Annotated in this window: 14 protein-coding genes and 2 tRNA genes; 7 read left to right on the top strand and 9 right to left on the bottom strand. The window is 52.5% G+C overall.

The window, feature by feature from the left end; all coding sequences use genetic code 11:
• The first annotated feature begins 175 nt into the window (after nt 1–175).
• Together QET40_RS08625 and QET40_RS08620 are read left to right on the top strand one after the other, a co-directional pair.
• Nucleotides 176–251: transfer RNA gene (locus QET40_RS08625), tRNA-Phe, on the top strand.
• A 32-nt stretch (nt 252–283) separates the two neighbouring features.
• Nucleotides 284–360, top strand: a tRNA-Pro gene (locus QET40_RS08620).
• A gap of 449 nt (nt 361–809) precedes the next feature.
• On the opposite strand, the gene phoU is transcribed toward QET40_RS08620, so the two are convergent.
• The 7 genes from phoU to QET40_RS08585 all read right to left on the bottom strand — a co-directional run bounded on the left by phoU (nt 810) and on the right by QET40_RS08585 (nt 7517).
• Nucleotides 810–1472 (bottom strand): phosphate signaling complex protein PhoU, encoded by a 663-nt coding sequence (gene phoU, locus QET40_RS08615; RefSeq protein WP_280126767.1) that lies wholly within the window; start codon nt 1470–1472, stop codon nt 810–812.
• Nucleotides 1473–1494: 22 nt separating this feature from the next.
• Nucleotides 1495–2262, bottom strand: coding sequence for a phosphate ABC transporter ATP-binding protein PstB (gene pstB / locus QET40_RS08610; protein WP_322190028.1), 768 nt, complete (start codon nt 2260–2262; stop codon nt 1495–1497).
• Nucleotides 2240–3127, bottom strand: a complete 888-nt coding sequence (gene pstA / locus QET40_RS08605; protein WP_280126766.1) for a phosphate ABC transporter permease PstA — start codon at nt 3125–3127, stop codon at nt 2240–2242. The genes pstB and pstA overlap by 23 nt, the downstream gene beginning before the upstream one ends.
• 3 nt (nt 3128–3130) lie before the next feature.
• Entirely contained in the window at nt 3131–4057 is a 927-nt protein-coding gene (pstC, locus tag QET40_RS08600; RefSeq protein WP_280126765.1) for a phosphate ABC transporter permease subunit PstC, read from the bottom strand.
• 34 nt (nt 4058–4091) lie between these two features.
• Nucleotides 4092–5093: a phosphate ABC transporter substrate-binding protein PstS gene (gene pstS / locus QET40_RS08595; RefSeq protein WP_280126764.1), complete on the bottom strand. Its 1002-nt coding sequence runs from the start codon at nt 5091–5093 to the stop codon at nt 4092–4094.
• 267 nt (nt 5094–5360) lie between these two features.
• Nucleotides 5361–6854, bottom strand: coding sequence for a flotillin family protein (locus QET40_RS08590; RefSeq protein WP_280126763.1), 1494 nt, complete (start codon nt 6852–6854; stop codon nt 5361–5363).
• Between the two features lie 90 nt (nt 6855–6944).
• The gene (locus QET40_RS08585) at nt 6945–7517 is read right to left on the bottom strand and encodes a hypothetical protein (RefSeq protein ID WP_280126762.1); all 573 of its coding nucleotides are present in this window, start codon (nt 7515–7517) and stop codon (nt 6945–6947) included.
• Between the two features lie 172 nt (nt 7518–7689).
• Here QET40_RS08585 and QET40_RS08580 point away from each other — a divergent pair, with 172 nt between their 5' ends.
• Nucleotides 7690–10668, top strand: coding sequence for a glycoside hydrolase family 2 TIM barrel-domain containing protein (locus QET40_RS08580; RefSeq protein ID WP_280126761.1), 2979 nt, complete (start codon nt 7690–7692; stop codon nt 10666–10668).
• 199 nt (nt 10669–10867) lie between these two features.
• Here the strand turns inward: QET40_RS08580 and QET40_RS08575 are convergent, their stop codons facing one another.
• Nucleotides 10868–13774, bottom strand: coding sequence for a hypothetical protein (locus QET40_RS08575; RefSeq protein WP_280126760.1), 2907 nt, complete (start codon nt 13772–13774; stop codon nt 10868–10870).
• 90 nt (nt 13775–13864) lie between these two features.
• Here QET40_RS08575 and QET40_RS08570 point away from each other — a divergent pair, with 90 nt between their 5' ends.
• The gene (locus QET40_RS08570; protein ID WP_280126759.1) at nt 13865–15061 is read left to right on the top strand and encodes a metallophosphoesterase; all 1197 of its coding nucleotides are present in this window, start codon (nt 13865–13867) and stop codon (nt 15059–15061) included.
• Here the strand turns inward: QET40_RS08570 and QET40_RS08565 are convergent.
• Entirely contained in the window at nt 15053–16777 is a 1725-nt protein-coding gene (locus QET40_RS08565; RefSeq protein WP_280126758.1) for a thiamine pyrophosphate-dependent enzyme, read from the bottom strand. The two genes, QET40_RS08570 and QET40_RS08565, sit on opposite strands and share 9 nt — an antisense overlap.
• Nucleotides 16778–16928: 151 nt before the next feature.
• Here QET40_RS08565 and QET40_RS08560 point away from each other — a divergent pair, with 151 nt between their 5' ends.
• The 3 genes from QET40_RS08560 to phnW all read left to right on the top strand — a co-directional run bounded on the left by QET40_RS08560 (nt 16929) and on the right by phnW (nt 20297).
• Nucleotides 16929–18236, top strand: coding sequence for a hypothetical protein (locus QET40_RS08560; RefSeq protein WP_280126757.1), 1308 nt, complete (start codon nt 16929–16931; stop codon nt 18234–18236).
• 146 nt (nt 18237–18382) lie between these two features.
• Nucleotides 18383–19171, top strand: coding sequence for a phosphonoacetaldehyde hydrolase (gene phnX / locus QET40_RS08555; RefSeq protein ID WP_280126756.1), 789 nt, complete (start codon nt 18383–18385; stop codon nt 19169–19171).
• A 28-nt stretch (nt 19172–19199) separates the two neighbouring features.
• The gene (gene phnW / locus QET40_RS08550) at nt 19200–20297 is read left to right on the top strand and encodes a 2-aminoethylphosphonate--pyruvate transaminase (RefSeq protein WP_280126755.1); all 1098 of its coding nucleotides are present in this window, start codon (nt 19200–19202) and stop codon (nt 20295–20297) included.
• Nucleotides 20298–20301 lie beyond the last annotated feature (4 nt).

Below are 20301 nucleotides of genomic sequence, written 5' to 3'. Positions count from 1 at the left end.
AGAAAAAAATGTAATTTTACTACAATACATTGACAGTGTTAATCTAACAATTATAGTAATCCCTCCTTCAGAATCACATAATGCTGAAAAATCCATTTTCCGATCATTTTAGTGTTGCCAAGAATGGGAAGCAATGGTAGTTTCTTTCCCGTCAACTCCACAGGGAGTTGCAAGTGGCTCGGTAGCTCAGTCGGTAGAGCAGGTGATTGAAAATCCCCGTGTCGGCGGTTCGATCCCGTCCCGAGCCACCACTTTTTATCCCAATTCTTTACCCTTTTTTATTCGGGAAGTAGCTCAGCCTGGTGGAGCGCCTGCTTTGGGAGCAGGATGTCGCAGGTTCGAATCCTGTCTTCCCGACCATTTTAAACGGGTTCCTGTTTTACTTGTCGCTGGAGGGCATTCATTTTGACGAAAAGCCGCCGTTTTGAAGTTGACCCAATTCTATTGACTCCCGTCATATTTTCATTTACTGAAAAATCATGGGCGTTATCAATGAAATTTGGCAAAACATGACGGCACCACTTCGTGCCGAGGCAACACCAGAAAACCTTGCCCTATGGGAATCTCGTGCCCCGGAATGGATCGTCACGTGTAAAAAATGCGGACTTCAGGATCCATTCGGCCGATATGGAATCCGCCAAAAGGCCGCCGGAAAAAGATGGCTCTTCGGACCATGCCGCCAATGCGGTAAATGGTCTTGGCACCCCGTAACCAGAAAATAGTCCCCCCTAGATATCAATTATAAGATACGCCCGCCGCGATTTGGAAAAATCAACGCCGGGCGTATTGGTGTTCCTATGACAGGTTGTTTATAAATCCCGGGAGTGCCGGACAATTTTACCCGTTTCGAGGTAAATAACGTCTTCGCAAATGTTCGTGGCGATGTCGGCAACACGTTCCAGTACGCGAGAAATACCGACGCAATTAAGGTAATACCCCCCCTGGTTGGGATAGCGGGCAATCATTTCCTCGGCTTTACGGACGTTTTCGCGGTTAAAGTCGTCCACCACCGAATCCTTGCGGATGGTTTCAAACGCCAGCAGGGTATTGCTGTCGTTCATCGCCATCAGAGAACTCCGCAGCATGCCGCGGGCACTATCCGCCATGGAGCTGAAATCGAACTTGTCTTTCACTTCCTCCACCCGGGGAGCCATGTGTAGAACACGGCGGGCGATGTTCACGGCAAGATCGCCGACGCGTTCGATCTCGTTATTGACCTTCAACAGGGTAATCACGGTACGCAAATCAGTTGCTACAGGCTGGTAGAGAGCCAGGATTTTGAGGCACTCTTCCTCGATTTTTATTTCGTTGCAGTCAATGGCATAGTCTCCGTCTATCACCGCATGAGCAGAGTCGCAATCCAGAGAGTCAACGGCCTGGAGTGCGCGTTTCAGGGAGCTTTCCACTTCGCGAGCCAATTGTTCCACCATATCCTTGAGGTGGTTGATTTCATGAGTAAAATGTTCTTTCATAATAATTTAACGGTAAGATCTATTAACCGAAACGTCCCGTAATATACTCTTCGGTCTGTTTGTTTTTCGGATTGGTAAACATGATGTTGGTGTCGTTCACCTCAATGATGCTGCCTTTGTAAAAGAAAGCCGTATAGTCACTGACACGGGCGGCTTGCTGCATGTTGTGAGTCACGATGACAATGGTGAAGCGTTTCTTGAGTTCCATGAGCAGTTCCTCAATTTTCAACGTTGCAACCGGGTCAATGGCACTTGTAGGTTCGTCCATCAGCAATACATCCGGAGCGGCGGCTATAGCTCGTGCAATACACAAACGCTGCTGTTGTCCGCCAGACAGGGCCAGACCGCTCTTTTTGAGTTTGTCCTTGACTTCTTCCCAGATAGAAGCACCCTTCAGAGCCTCCTCTACACGGTCCGCGACCTCGGACTTGCTCAACTTGTAATGCAATTTGAGAGGATAGGCGACATTGTCGAAAATCGACATGGGAAACGGAGTCGGTTTCTGAAAGATCATGCCGATTTTACGGCGCAATTCCAGAATATCCACATCATTGTCGAGAATGTTTTTCCCGTCGAACAACACCTCGCCTTCCGTCCTCTGGTCACGGTAAAGTTCGAAAATGCGGTTGTAGATGCGCAAGTGAGTGGATTTACCGCATCCGGAGGGACCGATCACTGCAGTAATCCTGTGTTCGGCAATGTCCAGATTGTTGTCGAACAAAGCCTGATGAGTTCCGTAGAAAAAGTTCAGATTACGAGCCGAAATCTTAGTTTTTATGTTGTCTGTCATTGAAGATGATTCGTGTTGAAATATTGATAATCAAGATGACTGCCGCTATAATCAGGGCAGCTCCCCACCCCGCAGCCTGCATGGACTCAAAGGGAGAGTTCATAGAGTACTCCGTAATCAGGACGGGCATGTTGGCAGTCGGCTGGGAAAAATAATCCGTCGGCCATGCATCGGCGAACATAGCTGTGAACAGAAGCGGTGCCGTCTCGCCGCTAACGCGGGCCAAAGAGAGCAAAACTCCGGTGACAAGCCCGTTTTTCGAAGCACGGGTGACGAGGCACAAAGTCGTCCTCGTTCGAGTCATCCCGAGGGCAAGGGCCGACTCCCGCAGAGTATTGGGTACCATAGCCATCATATCTTCGGTCGTACGCATCACCACGGGGAACATGATAATTGCCAGGGCAAAAGACCCGGAAAATCCGGAAAAATGCCCCGTCGGCACCACGATCAACCCGTACACGAACAATCCGACGATGATGGATGGAATCCCCATCATCACATTGGCGCTGAAACGAATCAACTTCGGGAACTTCCCGTATTTTCCGAACTCGGCCAAATAGATCCCGGCGGCAATCGCTGGCGGCACGGCCATGATCACGGCACCCAGCGTCACATACACGGTCCCGAGCAAAGCATTGGCAATACCGGAGTTCGAACTTCCGTAAGGTTTCGACGGATTAGTCAGGAAACTCCAGTCGATCACCCCGATACCATGGTAAACGACCGTTCCGAGGATCCATGCCATCCCGCCGACAGCCACCACAATCGAGAATAGGGAAAAAATGCGGAGCAGGCAGTCCGACAGTTTGCGGAATCCCATCGGGCGCTCCTTCATGATCGTATCAAGTTGTTGAGAATTCTTCATAGTTCAATGTTCCTCACCGCGTTTGGCCCCTGTAGCGAACAGATAGTATTGGGCGAAAACCTGGATACCGAATGACATAATCAACAGGATCAACCCAAGAGCGAACAGAGTGCTTCTCTGCAACCCGTCCGCTTCGGCAAAGTTGTTGGCAAGCGTAGCGGCAATCGTCGTACCGCTGGAGAATATCCCATGAGGCATATCCATCATGTTGCCGATGACGAAAAGTACCGCCATCGTTTCCCCCAGTGCCCGGCCAAGGCCAATGAATACACCACCCAAGATTCCGCGGATACCGTACTTGACAATGACGTCGCGGGCGGCTTCCAGTTTGGTGCAACCGATACCGAAGGCGGATTCGCGCAGCATCGGAGGAGTCATCTTGAATACATCGCGCATGATCGCACTCATGTAGGGCAGGATCATCAATGCCAATATCAAACCTGCCGTCAGAAATCCGAATCCGTTGTAATCTTTACCGAGGATGGCACTGATCACCGGCACTTTCTCCAATCCCAGCGTTTCCGCTAGAAAAGGTTGCACGTATTCCTGCATCAGCGGGGCGAGGACAAACAACCCCCACATCCCGTAAATTACACTTGGGATAGCCGCCAGCAAATCCATAGCCTGACTCAATGTCCGGTTCACCCATGGAGGAGAATCAACCACGTACATGGCCGAAACAAACGACAGGGGCAAGGCCAGCACAAGAGCGATAACCGTCGTCAGCAGCGTCCCCAGAATATTGGGCAAGGCACCGTACTCCTTCGCAACCGGATCCCAGGAATCCGACCAGAGGAACCCGATGCCGAAACGGCTCCAGGCATCCCCGGAGTTGATGCCCAGCTGAATGAATATGCTGAGCATCAACAATCCGATCAGAGAAGCACAGGCCAGGCAAACGGTTCTAAACAATTGGTCCGTCTTAGACATGGCGAGTTCCTTCAGAACGTATGGGTAATGGGGATTACTTCTTCAGAGGGCCGGCATTGATCAGGCCGACTACATTTTCAGGCAGAGGCACGTAATTCAATTGCGTCGCCTTAGGAGCGCCTTCCGTAAAGCACCAGTTGAAATAACGGGTAAGGGCGGCCTTCTTATCGGCGGCAAGATCTTTGCGGATCAGGATGTACGTCACACCCGTAATCGGCCAGGATTTTTCACCGGGAGTATCCGTCAGAGCCATGCATAAGCCGGGGGCGTTCTGCCAGTCCGCATTGGAAGCGGAGGCAGAGAAAGTTTCCACGCTGGGGGAAACAAATACGCCTTCGCGGTTCTTCAGGATCGCGCAATTCAGATTGGACTCCACCGCATAGGTGTATTCCGTGTAGCCGATGCTGCCCTTGATCTTGGCAACGTTGTTGCACACACCGGGATTTTTCTGACCACCAAGACCGACAGGCCACTTGACGGACGGACCAGCACCAACCTTTTCCTTCCATTCGGAGGAAATTTTGCTCAAATAGTCGGTGAAAATAAATGTCGTACCGCTGGAATCGGAACGGCGCACGACCGTGATCTTCAGGTCGGGAAGATTCAGGTCGGGATTCAATGCTTTGACGGCATCGTCATTCCAACGGGTGATCTTACCGAGATAGATATCGGCAAGGGTTTGCTGGTCGAGCTTCAATGCACCGGAGGCAATGCCCGGAATGTTGACGATCACGACAACGCCTCCCGTCAACATCGGGAACTGGATCAGAGCCGCTTCATTCTGCTCTTGAAGGGAAAGAGGATTGTCAGTCCCTGCGAAATCAACCGTTCCAGCTTTGATCTGGTTAATTCCGGCACCGGAGCCAAGGCTTTGGTAGTTGATTTTGACCTCCGGATTTTTAGCGGAATAGTCAAACGTCCAGGCCTGATAGACGGGAGCCGGGAATGAAGCGCCGGCGCCATTGAGGTTCATTTCCGCGTGGGAGACGGAAACGGCGGCAACGGAGAACAGCATGATGAACAGATTTTTTAACATAGTGTCTGTATGGGTTATACCGGAGGCAAGAACCTGCCGGCGCATCACATATCCCCTGTTCCCGCCCAATCAACGACAACTTTTGGGTGACAAAACGGACACTGGCAATAGAAGTATCCCAAAATCTTTCTGCCTCAACAACATTCCGCCAACCCATTCTCAACAAAGAAACCGAAACCGGTAGCAAGCCGACATTTCCCGCTGCCTCATTCAAACACAATAAAAAACCGGCGGGAATTGCTTCCCGCCGGCTCATGGCTCTATAATTTATTCTTCAACCCTGGCAGGAGGAACCTCGACCGAAGTAGCAGGTGCAGAGGCATCCACCGGTTTGCCGAGGAATCCCGGCAGTTCCAACCCTACGCTCTTGCCCAGTTCATGCAGAGGCAGGGTATCCTTGACGAGGTTTTGAACAAACCCGCCCACGGATGCTTCCTTGCTGTTGCCCATAACGACAACTTTGTCAAATTTGAGACTGGACACGGCATTCGTCTGATATTCAACGATCTTGGTAAGCTGTTCCGTCACCAGCAGGTTGGAGGCGGCATTTGCGGAGCCGGCGGCCTGCACAATTTGCAAAAAGCCATGGGCCTTGCCGGCCAGCACCGCTTCCACGGCAGCAGCCTCACCTTTACCCACCAGCTCGATACCTTCACCTTCGGCACGCTTTTTAAGGAGCAATGCCTGGGATTCGCCCTCCGCCAGCTTTCTGATAGCCTCGGCTTCGGCCTGTTTCTCAATCAAGAGAGCATCAGCCTTACCTTGCTGTTCCAGCTTGAGAACGGCAGCCGTCGCTTCGGCCTGGACTTCGCGTTCCCGTTTCTGAATCTGGGCACTCACCAGGACGTTGGCTTCCTGAGTAGCTCGTTCGCGTTCGGCACGCTTCAATTCAGCTTCTTTTTCAGCCAGATAGGCTTCTTCCAAGGTTTTGGCTTCCTGAACCTTCTCGGCAATTTCGGATATCTTCTTGGCTTCCGCCTGCTTAACTTTCAACCGTGATTGGGATTCTGCAATCTTAATCGCAGCCTCGTTCTGGCCTTCAATAGCCTCGGCACGAGCCGAAGCCACATTGACGCTCTGTTCCTTTTCGGCTTCAGCCTTGCCGATTTCACCACGGCGAGTTTCATCAGCTACTTTGATCATGGCGTCATTGATCGCGCGGGCGGCAGCTTCCTGCCCCAGGGCATTGATATACCCGGAGGCATCCTGAATGTCCGTAATATTGGCATTAATCAGGTGAAGGCCGACCTTGTGCAATTCTACATCGACGCCTTCAGTAATACCCTTGATAAGCTTTTCACGGTCGGAGTTGATTTCTTCAATCGTCATGGAAGCGATCACGACACGCATCTGCCCCATGATAATTTCCGTAGCCAGGCTGCGGATTTCTTCGCGGGAACGTCCCAGCAAACGGGCGGCGGCATTCTGCATGATGTCCGGCAATGTAGAAATGCCTACGATGAACGAAGACGGCACATCCACACGGATATTCTGCGAAGAAAGGGCTCCCTGCAAAGGAACGTCGATATTGATCGGATTCAAATCCAGATAGCTGTAGGACTGGAACACCGGCAGCACAAAAGTCGAACCGCCATGGTAGCAACGAGCCGGCTGACCTGAACCAACCCTCCCGAAAACGATCAGGATTTTATCGGGGGGACACATCCTGTACCGGCTGAACAGCCAGGAGGACACAACGATAATAAACAGGATCAAAGCGGCAACTGGAAGAATTGCGGGGATCTCGGCTATTATATTCATATGGTATTATCTATTTATTGGTTTAAGGGAAAAGACACAATAGTAACGGAAGCTCCGCCATCCAGGCAGGCTCCGGACTGACAAAAAAAATCATAAAGCTTCGACCGTCAGGATACCTGCATTGACAGCGACAACCTTAACGGGGGATTCGGCCCGCAAAGGCACCTCACCTTCCTGAATGGCTGGCAAATACAACAATTGGTTCGGATGGGACACAAGCACTTGTCCTCCCGTGGCCTTTCCCGGAGGAACAGTCACATACACTTTGCCTGTCATCCCGACGAGGGTTTCGTACTTCAACGTACCGTCCGAACGCATCCCGTACACCATCCGCATAAGAAGTACAATCGCTCCGAACATGAGCAGGCCGACTCCCAATGCCACCCCCACCGTACCCCAACGGCTCAGTCCCGCATCCATGGCCATGATGCCGCCCCAGCCGAAACCAAGGAAGAAACCGACAATCGACCGAAGGGAAAGCACATGCAAATCGGTATCCGCGTGGACATCGCCTCCGCCGGCGTCAAAATCCATATCCCCTCCACTCCCGATTCCGAAAACCATCATGATCGACAAGAACACCGCCACAATCGTAGAAATGCCCGCAATAATGGAATAGATCCCGTAGGAACTCAAATAATCGAATGTGAAGAAATCCTGCATGAAAAAGCAAATACTTGTATCCTCTATAACGTCTCCTGCCTCTCGTGTCTATCAAAATGCGTTTTCCACCACGATTCGCTCGCGGACAAAAAAAGCGGGAAAGAAATTCTTTCCCTCTGCGTATATATTCTTACCGCTCCTCTTCGGAGAACAACATTTCTTTCCCATCTCTATGTTCCGCCTTTCTTCCCCACTTGCAGTGCTTCTTCTTTCGTCCGCCCCTCTTTTCCACCAGGCTCAGGCCCAGGAAAAAGAACTGACTTTCGATTCAGTCCAGAAAGAATACGACTCCATCAACCAGAGAGTTTCCGTTCGTCATACACCCATTCCCTCAAGAATCCCCGGAGTGCCAAATCCGCAGATGACGCTTGATGGCAACTGGTTGTTCAACCCCAGACCGGAAACAGGATTCGAACGTAAAGACTCTCTCGCCGGACTTCCCGGCTGGGATTCCGTCTTCGTCCCGTCGGAATGGTACATGCCCGGCTACCGGGTGGAGAAAGGCCAGTGGGCAGGCTACTTCCGCGATTTCACGATCCCTGCCGACTGGCAGGGTAAACGTACCGTCCTCCGTTTCGGGGCCGTCGAGAGCGAATGCCGCGTCTTCATCAACGGTAAGGAAGCCGGCACCCACATGGGATCAATGGTACCGTTCGAATTCGACATCACCGACTTACTCAAGCCGGGACGAAACACCGTCTCCCTTCTCGTCCGCAGCGAATCCGAAATCTCCGCAACATCCCGCATTTCCCATTATGCCAAGCACCAGGTCGGAGGTATCCTCCGCAGCGTCACCCTCTTCGCCCTGCCCCAGACGCACATCTCCGATCTCTTCTGCAAGACAAATCTCTCCGACGATCTACGCAAAGCCACGATGGACATCGAATTCGATCTTGCCGGGTTCAAGGAAGGAGACAAGCTTCAGGCCAGCTTCGTCCTGAAGAAAAAAGGAGTCGAAGGACTTCCGCCCGAAACCGGCTCCGTTGCTGCACAAGAACTGGAAGTGACCCGGGGAGGCAAATTAACCATCAAGGGTGTCGCTATCGACTCCCCGGAACTCTGGCACGCCGAACATCCCTACCTCTACTCTGCGGAACTCACCTTGAAAAATCCCGGAGGAGACCTGCAAACCGTCACGCGCAACATCGGTTTCCGCAAAATTGAAACAAGGGGAAACTCCCTTTTCGTCAACAACAAGCCCGTCAAACTTCACGGCGTGGCCCACCACGACATCCACCCCTACTATGGCCGCGCCATCCCGGACAAGGAAATTCTCAAAAAGGACATCCAGATGTTCCGCGATGCAAACTGCAACTACATCCGCACCTCCCACTATTCCCCCGACGAATACCTCGTCGACCTCTGTGACCGCTACGGCATCTTCCTCGAAGACGAAGCCTCCGTCTGTTGGGACCGCACCGACAACTCGCGCCGAAGGGCAGAACTCGTCCTCTACGATTTCAAATCCATGCTCATGCGCGACCGCAACCATCCCAGCATCCTCGTCTGGTCCATCGCCAATGAAAGCTATTGGTCACCCCGGTACGTTCCATGCCTCAAACTGGCCAAGGACACCACGCCGGACATTCCCGTCAAATTCTCGCACTCCGAATACTTTGGCATCAAGCGCGACCTTGATGTCGGTACCAAGCACTACCCCGGCTGGCAAGGGCTGATGAAGTACGACAACTACTTCCGCCCGATAGTCTTCGACGAAGCACTCCACGTCAATTGCTACAACACCTCCGAGAACATGACGGATCCCTCCCTGCGGGATCTCTGGGGAGACTATGCCAAATACTTCGTCGACAACATGCAGACGTCCCCTGCCATCATGGGCCTCGGCATCTGGTGCGGCATCGACGAAATGTACTACCCCAAGGGAGAAAAACCCATCATGGGTGGCGGGGAATGGGGAGTCATCGACGGATTCCGCCGTCCCAAGCCCGAATACTGGCACATGAAAATGGCCTACTCACCTGTCCGCGTCACAAGCCGTCATTTCCAAACTATCGGCAACCAGACCGTCGTATCCCTGGAAAACCGCTTCAACACACGGAACCTGAACACACTTGACGTCGAATGGACGGATGGGGACCAATCCGGTATCGTCAGCGTAGATGTAGCCCCCATGGAACAGGGTACCCTGATCATTCCACATTCCATGAAGGGAGACGAACTGACGCTTCGTTTCAAGGACAAGCGAGGCTTCGACGTCGCCATAGAAAAACTGCCGCGCCATTTCACCGCCAGTTATCCCATGCCCTCCATGAAATCCGCGTCCGTTCCGGTCATCACGCAAAAGGACGGTATGCTCGACATCCAGTCAGGCAACGTTACCTTCCGCATCCCGGAACAAACCGGCTTGCCTGAAACCATCGCTAAAAACGGTCAGGACATCGTCACAGGAGGCATGAAAATGTACGCCGTCCCCATGCTGCGCGAAAACCAGGTCGTCGATTTCATCCCTATTGACAACCCGAACCAAGTCACCGTCTTTTCTTCGCCTTCCCTCAAAAACTGGAAAAAGGACTCCATGACCTGGCAGGAAAAAGACGGCCTTGCCTCCGTCCATGTCTCCGGTAAATTCGGCGATGTCCCCGTCGAATTCATCTACTCCATCAATGGAAGCGGCAAATTGCGCGTCGACTACACAATCAACCTGAAAAAACTGCCCTACGACAGTCGGCAAATCGGTATCGGATTCGACTTGCCTCGTTCCTACGACCAGCTGGCCTGGAAACGCATGACCACATGGACAGCCTACCCCGACGACCATATCGGGCGCCCCGAAGGCAAGGCCAGAGCTCTTGCCCCGGAAACCCTGCAGGACTACCACGCCAACTGGGAAACCCCGCGACATGCCTGGTCCCTGGACGGCAATGAACATGGTTCCAACGATTTCCGCTCCACCAAGCACAATTTGATCACCGGTTCCCTATCCGATCCCCAGGGCAATACCGTCACCATCGAATCCAATGGTCGTCAACACCTCCGCGCCTGGCTGGACAACAACCATATCTCGTTCCTCCTTGCCCAATATTCCAACGGCGGTACGGAACACTATCTTAGCTACAACTCCAATCGCACCCGTCCCAACCTCAAGGACGAAAGCGGAGAATTCCCCGGTTGGGTGCAAATCCAATTCTGATTTTCCCGACTTTCCTTGATCGCTTCCTACGATCATGCCCCTGCCCTGCAGCCTCTTTCCAGGCAGCAGGGCAGTTCTTTATCAAGCGAAATGTTCACAGGTTTGCCATCACCTGCACTCTAGTTTACGGTCAAAAAGACGGCCCGCCCAGAGGAAAGCTGGACGGGCCGGAAAATGGCGTAACCAATCGGAGAAAAAATTACTTCTTCATCACGGATTCCATGCCGGGCTGCATATCGCACGTGACTGGAGCATCAGTACCGGGGAAAGCGACTTCCAGCTTGATCGGCAGAGTCGTGTTGACATGTACTTCAGAGACGTATTTTTCCGAGGGAATCACACGGTAGGTATCTCCCTTGCGTTCCACCTTACCGTTCCAGATTTCCGGTATGCCGTCCTTGCCGACATACAACCATGTTGTCGTCAGCACATGTTCGCCGAGGCACTTGAAGATTTCGTGCACATCGTTGTCGCAGGAGCCGCCCTGTGCATTCGGACCAGTTCCGTAGCCAACAACCGCCGTAGCATACGGAGCCTTCCACCATGACGATATCATCGGGATAGGCTGTTCTCCCAAGGTTTGAGGCACAAATTTACCTTTGCCGGGATGATCGGGATCCGGAGTAAACACCGATGTAGCAATCCGCGGATCGACCATGAATGCCCAGTGCAGTTCTCCGGAAACAGGGTCCAGCAAATTGGCACAGGATCCCATGCCGTTCATGGCCTGGCGGAGGTAATCCAGCTTGCCCGTCAAACGATACAGGTCAAAAAGCCCGTAGAGACGCCAGGCACTCCAGCCGTGCGGGGAACCCATCAGGTTCGGACACCAGAGCACATCGTACTGGGATTCCCAGAACCGAAGCGAGGCATTATTCATACGGCTATCCGGCTGGACGATCTGTGACAGGCAACGGTGCTTGGCCACAAGCTCCTCGGCTGCTTTGATATATCCGGCCTTCTTTTCCGGACGGGCGAAAGAACGAGCCCATTGGGCAAGCTGGGTGTAGGAACAGGAAATCATGCCGTCCTCAAACGTCATTTCGCCTTCCGTCTCAATGTTGTCGAGGTTGCGTGCCAGGTCGTCCATGGCTTTCTCCACGGAAGCGTACTGGCGATCGTACCGTTCCTTCCAAACCGGATCGGATGCGGACAGTCTGCGTTCGATATCCATGACTTCCATGATGGACTTGCCGATGTAAATCACGCTTGTATAATGAGTTCTACCGCTGCGATAAGCACCATCCTCCTTCTGCGTTTTCATCACGAAATCACACAACATGGCAGCACGTTCCAGATCCTTGATGTCTCCCGTCAGGAGGTAGCGTTGTGCATAAAGGGAAGCCGCGCAGGCGTGATTCTGGATGCGGTGTGGCAGGGCAGGAGCAGTCGGTTGCATCGTTTCGAGATTGTACATCGTGGGGAACAATTCGTTGAAATCCTTGTCCAATTGTTCATCCAGTGCCTTGTCCGGCTCAAACTGGCTCCACCGGAATGAAGGGAAGAATCCATACCATCCCTCGACATGGGTTCCCGCTTTCTGTTTCGCTTTCACCGCCCACTTGCGGGCTCCGTCCATGTACCAGGACCATGGATGCCTGACAGTCAGAACCATTTCCGATTCCTTGCCGGAACCGTTCTTGATACGAAGGCGGTAAAATCCAGGTGTCTCCGGCAATGTCACCACAGCTTTTCCGTCCTGCATGCGAATGGGCGTGGCGGACTGACCGCACAAGGCCCATTCCACGGAAGCCCCCGGGCCAGCCAAGGCAATTTCCACTTCTTCACCGGGTTCACCTGTATACTTGTCAGTCGTGCCGAAAGGTGCTCCCGTGTATCTGGCCGCAACAGACGGAACATCGGCCAGCGACGGAACATCGGCCAGATAAACCGTCCATGTACGTTCTTCTCCGGGTTTCAGAAGGGAAGATTGTTGCGGAGATCTGGACGGCAGAGGTTGATCCGCGAGAAGATCCAAAACAATGCCATTGATCCGGTGTCCTCCGTTATTGTAATGCAGATGCCAGGATGAGACGGGGTCTGGAGAAAAGATGCCGACAATGCTCCCTTGAGGAGACATCGCATACCCCCAGAAATGAGTCGGTTCACAACGGAGGAACGAGGGGAAATGCCGGGTGTCCCACTGAGGATAACTGATCATGCAGGTATCAATCCCCAAATTCAGTTGGAGAGTATCGGCAGATAATTCCTCATCTCCTGTATTCTTGACCCGTATCTTGACGGCCAGAGCGTCATCCTCCACGGCATATGTCAGTCCGGCTTGCAAATTGCCGTCACTGCCCTCGAAGGAAAAAGCACCGGGGGATTCGGACAACAACTTCATCACGGGCCGGGTCTCTCCGCCGCTCTTTCTCACCAACTTCAGACTGGGTCCGCCAAGATCCCCCCGGAACAATTCCACTTTGCCCCCATTCAGCGTCAGTTCGCGCAACAACCCGCTCTGCTTGTCAAACGAAGCGCCTACCCGTCCATCCTTCAACACCACACAAGGAGGGGGCTGGACATTCCCCTCCGTACAATTGATCCGGGAAAAATACCCTTTCATGGCATACGTCCGCACGCCGACAAAGGCAATTTGCGGCAATTTGACAGCCGACACAGAATCCCAACCGACCGGTTCCGGAGCTCCCTTGTCCCAAGCCTTAAAACGCTGTTCCCCGTCACTGACCTGGAGTTTCAGAAGAATCGTCCCTCCTTTTTTGAAAGATCGTTCCACCATTGATTCCCCATAAAATCCGGATTTCATCCTTCCGTTTTCATTAAAAATGACCATGCCATAAGCCACATCGCGATCATTGGGCCCAATCAGGGCAATCGCTCCGGATGACCATTGTTCCGGATTTTCCGGCACATTTAACTCGGCCGTTACTTCCAAATTAGCTTCCTGAGCCGGGACATGCGCCAATTTCGGCATTCCCGCCTTGAGCAAACCGTCTACAACCAACGCAGCTCCATCCTGGGATTTTACCCCCAGACTACGATTGTTTTTTCCATCCGGCAAGGGCATCCATTCTCCCGGTTCGGCCGCCTGCGAGGACCATAACATAGGCATCAACGAAAGATAAGCAAGAGAAGATAGCTTCATATCCCGGTATATACGCGATGAAGAAGCGAAATCTTCCAGTATTCTTCCATTCCTGAAAGAATATCTCTCTGAAAATCGTACCACATCCAGATGAAAAACGCTCTTTTCCCGATCTTCTGCCTGTCTGCTGCAACAGCTCTCGTCTGCTCTGCCGAAAACTACTCATTCGATCACGGCCCCTACTTGCAGGAATTGACAGACGACGGTGTCACCATCGTTTTCACCACATCCGGCAAAGGTTATTCCTGGGTAGAAATCCGGGAACAAAGCGACGGAGAACAAGCTCCCGGAGAATCATACTGGACATCCAAAGACGGATTGAAAGAAGCCGACAACACGCTTCATGCCATCCGCATTCCCGACCTCAAGCCCAACACGGCCTACCAGTACAAACTCCATTCCAAGGAAATTACTAAATTCGCCCCCTACCGGGTAACGTTTGGAGAAGAAATCGCCTCACCCTGGTACGATTTCAAAACATTCGATCCGCAAGCCACCACCTGTTCCGTAATCGCCATGAGCGATGTCCACGACCACACGGACCAGTTGAAGGATCTACTCAAGTTCGGAGACTACAATACCTGCGACGCCATCTTCTATGTGGGGGACATGTTGAGCAACAGTTTCGAAAAAAACTGGGCCTTCAAAAGCTACATTGATGCCAGTACCGAGATGTTCGCTAAAAACAAGCCTTTCATCTTCGTCCGCGGCAACCATGAAACGCGCGGCCCCGTCGCCCGCATGATCCCTGCCTACACACCCCGCACCAATGGGGAAATTTACGGAACGCAACGCATTGGCAACACATTCTTCGTCTTCCTCGATACCGGGGAAGACAAACCGAACGACCACCGGGAATACTTCGGCCTCGTCGATTTCGATGCCTACCGTACCCGACAGGCCAAATGGCTCTCCAAAGTCGTTGAAACATCCGAATACAAACAGGCAGCCTGCCGCATCGTCTTCAGCCATTTCCCGATCTCGGAAATCGAACAATACAACAGCAAACTTCCCGACGGACAAAGCCACGGCATGAAAGATGCCAGCGACAAAATGCTCAAAATCCTCAATAACGCAAACGTCGATCTCATGGTCGCAGGGCACACGCACCGATTCACCTATCATGAACCGGTTCCCGGCAAGCGCAATTTTCCCATCCTCGTCGGCAGCAATAAAAGCGCCGTCCGTCTTGACATCGAAAACGGCACCATCAAGGCTCAAGCCTACGATATAGAGAACAAGCCCCTGCTGGAAACCACGCTCGGACGCCGGGAAGGATCAAAATAGTTTGCGGTTTCCCGCCAGAGTGTCCCACACCTGCCCGACTTCCCCGTTCAATGTCTGTTTGACCATAGACAGGGAAAACGAAGCAGCCTGCCCGATACTGATGTAAGGAGGCAGTGAAATGGCATTCCTGTCCACGACGGCATCCAGCAAAGCCGGGCCGGGATAGTCGAGGAATTCTTTGACAAGACGTTCGATATCGCACGGCTTTTCGAGGCGGAATCCACGGATGCCGACAGCTCTCGCCAAATCCGCAAACGATGGGTTATGCAAATCAATCTGACTCGGGACAAGCCCGGCAGCCTCCATCTCCAGCTGGATGAAATCAAGACAGTCGTTATTATAGACGACAAGCTTGATGGGGAGTTTGTACTGGGCCACAGTAATGAGATCTCCTGCCAGCATGGAGAATCCACCGTCGCCACACAAGGCAATCACCTGTCTTCCCGGGAAGGCAGCCTGAGCCCCGATTGCCATCGGCATGGCATCCGCCATGGACCCGTGGGAGAAGGAACCGATCAAATTCCTGCCTTTCGTCGCACAAATATAGCGGGCCGCCCATATGCAGGGAGTTCCCGTATCAATTGTGAACACGGCATCATTGTCTGCCAGAGCATTAAGGGCTGTCGTCAGGTGTTCCGGACGAATGGGGGGCTTTTCCGAATCCGGCTCAATGTAGGCATTCATTTTCTTGATCTGGTGTCCATGTCTCTTGAGGGACTCTGTCAGATGAATGCCATTATCCTTGGTATGAACCAATGGAGCAAGGGCATCCGCCGTCGATCCCGCATCGCCGCAAATTCCAAGATCCAGTCGGCAGCGACGGCCAAGGTACTCTCCGCGGATGTCGATTTGCACGACCTTGACATTGGTAGGAATAAAATTCTGATAGGGGAAATCCGTTCCCCACATCACCAGTAAATCGCACCGCTTCATCGCCTCGTAGGCATCACCCCATCCAAGAAGCCCCGTCATTCCCACGCCATTGGGGTTGTCGTATTCGAAGATTTCCTTGCCACGCCACGTATAGGCGACGGGAGCTTTTAATTTTTGAGCCAGGGCCGCAATCTTGTGTTCCGAGCCGGCACAGCCAATCCCGCAAAAGAACGTAATTTTTTCACTCGCATTCACTAATTCCGCCAAAGCCTTGATTTCAGAATCGGCAGGCACGAGCCGCGGATTGGAAAACGCGGGGGGATGCACCAGTTCCCGGCCCTCCGCCTTGGAGGCAGCAACATCTCCCGGCAGAACAATCACGCCAACATCCTGACGCGCATAGGCATGCTGGATCGCTGAAAGCAGCACGCGGGGAACCTGCCCCGGTTCCGATGCCAGTTCGGAATAAACACTGCACTCGCGAAACAATTCTTCCGGATGAGTTGCCTGAAAATAATCCACTCCAACCTGGCTTTGCGGAATGTGGGAGGCGATAGCCAAAACCCGGGCATGGCTTCTGTGAGCATCAAAAAGACCGTTGATCAAGTGCAAGTTGCCGGGGCCGCTACTGCCACAGCATACGGCCAGACTGCCGGTCAGTTGCGCCTCCGCACTAGCGGCAAACGCTGCGACTTCTTCATGACGGACATGGATCCATTCAATCGTCTTTTTCCGGCGGAGGGCATCCGTAATGGGATTCAAACTGTCCCCGACTATACCGTAGATCCTTTTGATCCCGGACTGCTCCAATATGTCAACAACCTGATCTGCTACCGAATACATACCGATTAGACCAATCAGAGACGGAAGCGATCAACACTTCTCCAAGAAATCTATACAAATGACGCAACAAAACGGTCACTTATGTGTCCATTTCCTAACCATAAATCCGTTCTCGTCCTGAAAAAAATGGTTACTCTGCGAATCGTAGCTTATGAAAAACAACAACACTCCCCTCATTCTGACATCGTTGCTCGCAGGAGCTTCCATGATCCAACTTGCCGGAGCCGCCGCACCGACGACAGTTGCCGCAACGCAACCGGAGGTTACTCCTTCCGTCACCAAAAACATCTACTTCTGGGATCAGGCTTTCGGGCTCGCACCCCAAAAGAAAGTACATCTCTATAAAAACAGTAACAACCCCTATATTCAGGAAGTCAACGTCAGCCTCCGCATGCAATACCAGGCCGGATGGGTGGACGGACAAGTCGGCAACTATGACGGCAGCCGCAACTGGACGGACGGATACCGCCGCTTCCGTGCAGGCTGGAACGCCAAAGTATTGAATGACTTCAAACTCCAAAACGTCTGGAACATCGGAGGCGTAAACAGCACCGGTTCCTGGAACAAATCCCAGGGATACTGGGATGATCACAGCCAAACGTCAGCCAGCCTCTACGAAGCATTCATCCAATACAATTACAAGGACAAGGGCTACACTTTCGCCTTCGGTAAAACCAACCCGGAAATCTACGCCGAAAACCGCGTTTCATCCAGTTCCCTCAAAGTGCCAGAATTCTCCATCGTCGAATCGACTGTCCTCTTTGACTCCGTCTGGGGGTTCTGGGCTGCCAACGACACCAAAAAGGACAAACTCGGCTACTACATCGGCATCTGGTCGGGAACAAACGACTCCAATAAACAAATCTGGGGTACATGGGAAAATTGCTTTACCACGGCGGAACTCTCCTATGGTCTTGACAAGATCCTTCTGGACAAGGGGCGTTTCTACATTGACTGGGTTCACAGCTTCGCCGATACGGACAAGCCTCTGGCCGGTAGAAGCAGTACTTTCGTCGGTTCCCAGAACGAAGACGTTTTGTCCGCCTACTACATCGGCAAGCAAGGTAAATTCGGCATTACCGTTGAAGGGCTCTGGGCACTCAAGAGCAACAACAAGGACGCCGACGATATGTTCGGTCTTGTCGTGCTGCCCACCTACTCCATCACAGATCACGTCGAGGCCGTGGCCCGTTTCCAGTTTGCCTCTGGCGACAATGCCGTCAACGTCGGTAAAAACCGCTATGTCAAGGCTCTCCAAAGACAATCTCCGGGCTACGCCGATTCCTACTATGCCATCGGTGGCGGGTTCAACTTCTACGTCTATAGCGCAGAACCTTCCCGTCTGAAAATCATGACAATGATGGAATACTGCAACTCCACCGTCAGTCAGGAAAACAAAGCTAAAAACGCCGGATTCACCGGTTGGCAGTTTATCTGCGGTGCCTATCTCAACTTCTAAAGAAATCATCATCCCAAAGAATTTGTTACGATAAAGACACAGTAAATTTCTTAGCGGACCAGTGTGTTTCGGATAGGTTCGATCCGTTCGGCACACTGGTCCGTTCTTTTATCAAAATATCCAACATTGGATCTTCATACAACGCCATGAGCAAAATCAACTGCATCATTATGGACTGGGCGGGTACCGCCATCGATTTCGGCTGCTTCGCCCCCCTCCATGTCTTCCTCCGTGTCTTTGCCGAGAAAAACATTAAAATCACCTACCGCCAGGCACGGGAACCGATGGGGTTGCTGAAAATCGATCACATCCGCGCTATCCTCTCGATGCCTCCAATCCGCGAACAATTCCGGGCAGTTCATGGCAGGGATTGGACGGAAGAGGATGTCCTCGGAATGTACGAAAGTTTCGAACGACATCTCTTCGCCTCGCTCAAGGATTTCACGACTCCCATCCCCGGCGTTATCGAAACACTCGAAGCACTCAAAGCACAAGGCATCAAAATCGGTTCCACCACAGGCTACACGGCAGCCATGATGGATATCGTTCGTCCTGAAGCCGCAGCCAAAGGCTACGTGGTCGACAACCTTGTCACTCCTACCAATCTGCCCGCCGGCCGCCCAGCGCCTTACATGATCTACCAAAACATGATCGACCTGGCCATCCCCTCCGTCGACCAAGTCGTCAAAGTCGGGGACACCATTGCAGATATCCGGGAAGGGATTAATGCCAAAGTCCACACTGTCGGCATCATCTCCGGAAGCAACGAACTCGGTCTTTCGGAAGAAGAATACGGCAACCTTCCCGCCGGAAAAATCAACGCGATGAAATCGGAAGTCCGCCAACGCATGCTTACCGCAGGAGCCCACTACGTTATCGATTCCATCACCGATCTTCCCGCCTGCATCGACACCATCAACAAATTCAACGGATAATATAACAACCTCAAGCTTTTTACTTCATATGAGAAATTACCTCCTCCTCACACCCGGCCCCCTGAGTACATCCCCCTCCGTCCGCGAAGCCATGCTTCAGGACTGGTGTACCTGGGACAAAGACTACAACGAAGGCATTGTCTCCGTCATCCGCCAAGAGTTGCTTCGCATCGCCGGACTGGACAATTCCTATACCTCAGTCCTCCTGCAGGGCAGCGGCACCTACAGCGTAGAAGCCGTCCTCGGCAGTGCAGTCAAGCCGGAAGACAAGCTTCTCATTGTCTCCAACGGAGCCTACGGAAAACGCATGGGGGACATCGCCCGCTACCACGGCCTGAACTACGCCATCATATCTCTGAAGGAACCCCTGCAGGTCACCGCCGATGTCGTCCTCAAAGCCCTTGTCGAGCACCCGGACACAACCCATCTCGCCATAGTACACTGCGAAACGACAACAGGTATCATCAACCCCATCGAAGAAGTCGCCAAAGCTATAGAAGGACATGAACTCACTTTCATCGTTGATGCCATGAGCAGTTTCGGAGGTATCCCCATCGATATCAATGGGTTAAACATCGACTTCCTCATCAGCAGCGCCAACAAGTGCATCCAGGGTGTTCCCGGCTTTGGGTTCATCATTGCCAAACGAGCCAAAATAGAATCCTGCAAGGGTACTTCCCGCAGCCTCTCCCTGGACATCTACGACCAGTGGAGCGAAATGGAAAAAGGCCATGGCAAATGGCGTTTCACTTCCCCAACACATGTTGTCCGCGCTTTCTTCCAGGCACTCAAAGAACTCAATGACGAAGGAGGGATTGCCGCGCGTCACCAGCGTTACCGGGAAAACCACAGTATTCTCGTCGAAGGTATGGAACGCCTCGGATTCAAAGCTCTTCTCCCCGCCGACGTACAATCTCCCATTATCACTTCTTTCCTGTATCCGGAAGAAGACTTCGATTTCCCCGCCTTTTATGAAGCGCTCAAACAACGCGGATTCGTCATCTATCCCGGTAAAATTTCCGAGGCTCCAACCTTCCGCATCGGCAATATAGGCGATGTTTTCCCGGAAGACTTCGCACGCCTCGTCAACCAAGTAGCCGCCATCCGAGGAAACAAAACCCGGTAACTTC

This window comes from Akkermansia sp. N21169 (assembly GCF_029854675.1).
Classification (GTDB): domain Bacteria; phylum Verrucomicrobiota; class Verrucomicrobiia; order Verrucomicrobiales; family Akkermansiaceae; genus Akkermansia.
The sequence above is the reverse complement of the archived record's forward strand: the minus strand, read 5'-3'. Positions and strand labels throughout refer to the sequence as shown.

Bases quoted from the DNA above. Each gene is read 5' to 3' on its own strand.
- pstA (WP_280126766.1), bottom strand. From the start codon at position 3,127: ATGAAGAATTCTCAACAACTTGATACGATCATGAAGGAGCGCCCGATG.
- phnX (WP_280126756.1), top strand. From the start codon at position 18,383: ATGAGCAAAATCAACTGCATCATTATGGACTGGGCGGGTACCGCCATC.
- pstC (WP_280126765.1), bottom strand. From the start codon at position 4,057: ATGTCTAAGACGGACCAATTGTTTAGAACCGTTTGCCTGGCCTGTGCT.
- QET40_RS08585 (WP_280126762.1), bottom strand. From the start codon at position 7,517: ATGCAGGATTTCTTCACATTCGATTATTTGAGTTCCTACGGGATCTAT.
- QET40_RS08565 (WP_280126758.1), bottom strand. From the start codon at position 16,777: ATGTATTCGGTAGCAGATCAGGTTGTTGACATATTGGAGCAGTCCGGG.
- QET40_RS08575 (WP_280126760.1), bottom strand. From the start codon at position 13,774: ATGAAGCTATCTTCTCTTGCTTATCTTTCGTTGATGCCTATGTTATGG.
- QET40_RS08570 (WP_280126759.1), top strand. From the start codon at position 13,865: ATGAAAAACGCTCTTTTCCCGATCTTCTGCCTGTCTGCTGCAACAGCT.
- phnW (WP_280126755.1), top strand. From the start codon at position 19,200: ATGAGAAATTACCTCCTCCTCACACCCGGCCCCCTGAGTACATCCCCC.
- QET40_RS08580 (WP_280126761.1), top strand. From the start codon at position 7,690: ATGTTCCGCCTTTCTTCCCCACTTGCAGTGCTTCTTCTTTCGTCCGCC.
- QET40_RS08560 (WP_280126757.1), top strand. From the start codon at position 16,929: ATGAAAAACAACAACACTCCCCTCATTCTGACATCGTTGCTCGCAGGA.
- pstB (WP_322190028.1), bottom strand. From the start codon at position 2,262: ATGACAGACAACATAAAAACTAAGATTTCGGCTCGTAATCTGAACTTT.
- pstS (WP_280126764.1), bottom strand. From the start codon at position 5,093: ATGTTAAAAAATCTGTTCATCATGCTGTTCTCCGTTGCCGCCGTTTCC.
- phoU (WP_280126767.1), bottom strand. From the start codon at position 1,472: ATGAAAGAACATTTTACTCATGAAATCAACCACCTCAAGGATATGGTG.
- QET40_RS08590 (WP_280126763.1), bottom strand. From the start codon at position 6,854: ATGAATATAATAGCCGAGATCCCCGCAATTCTTCCAGTTGCCGCTTTG.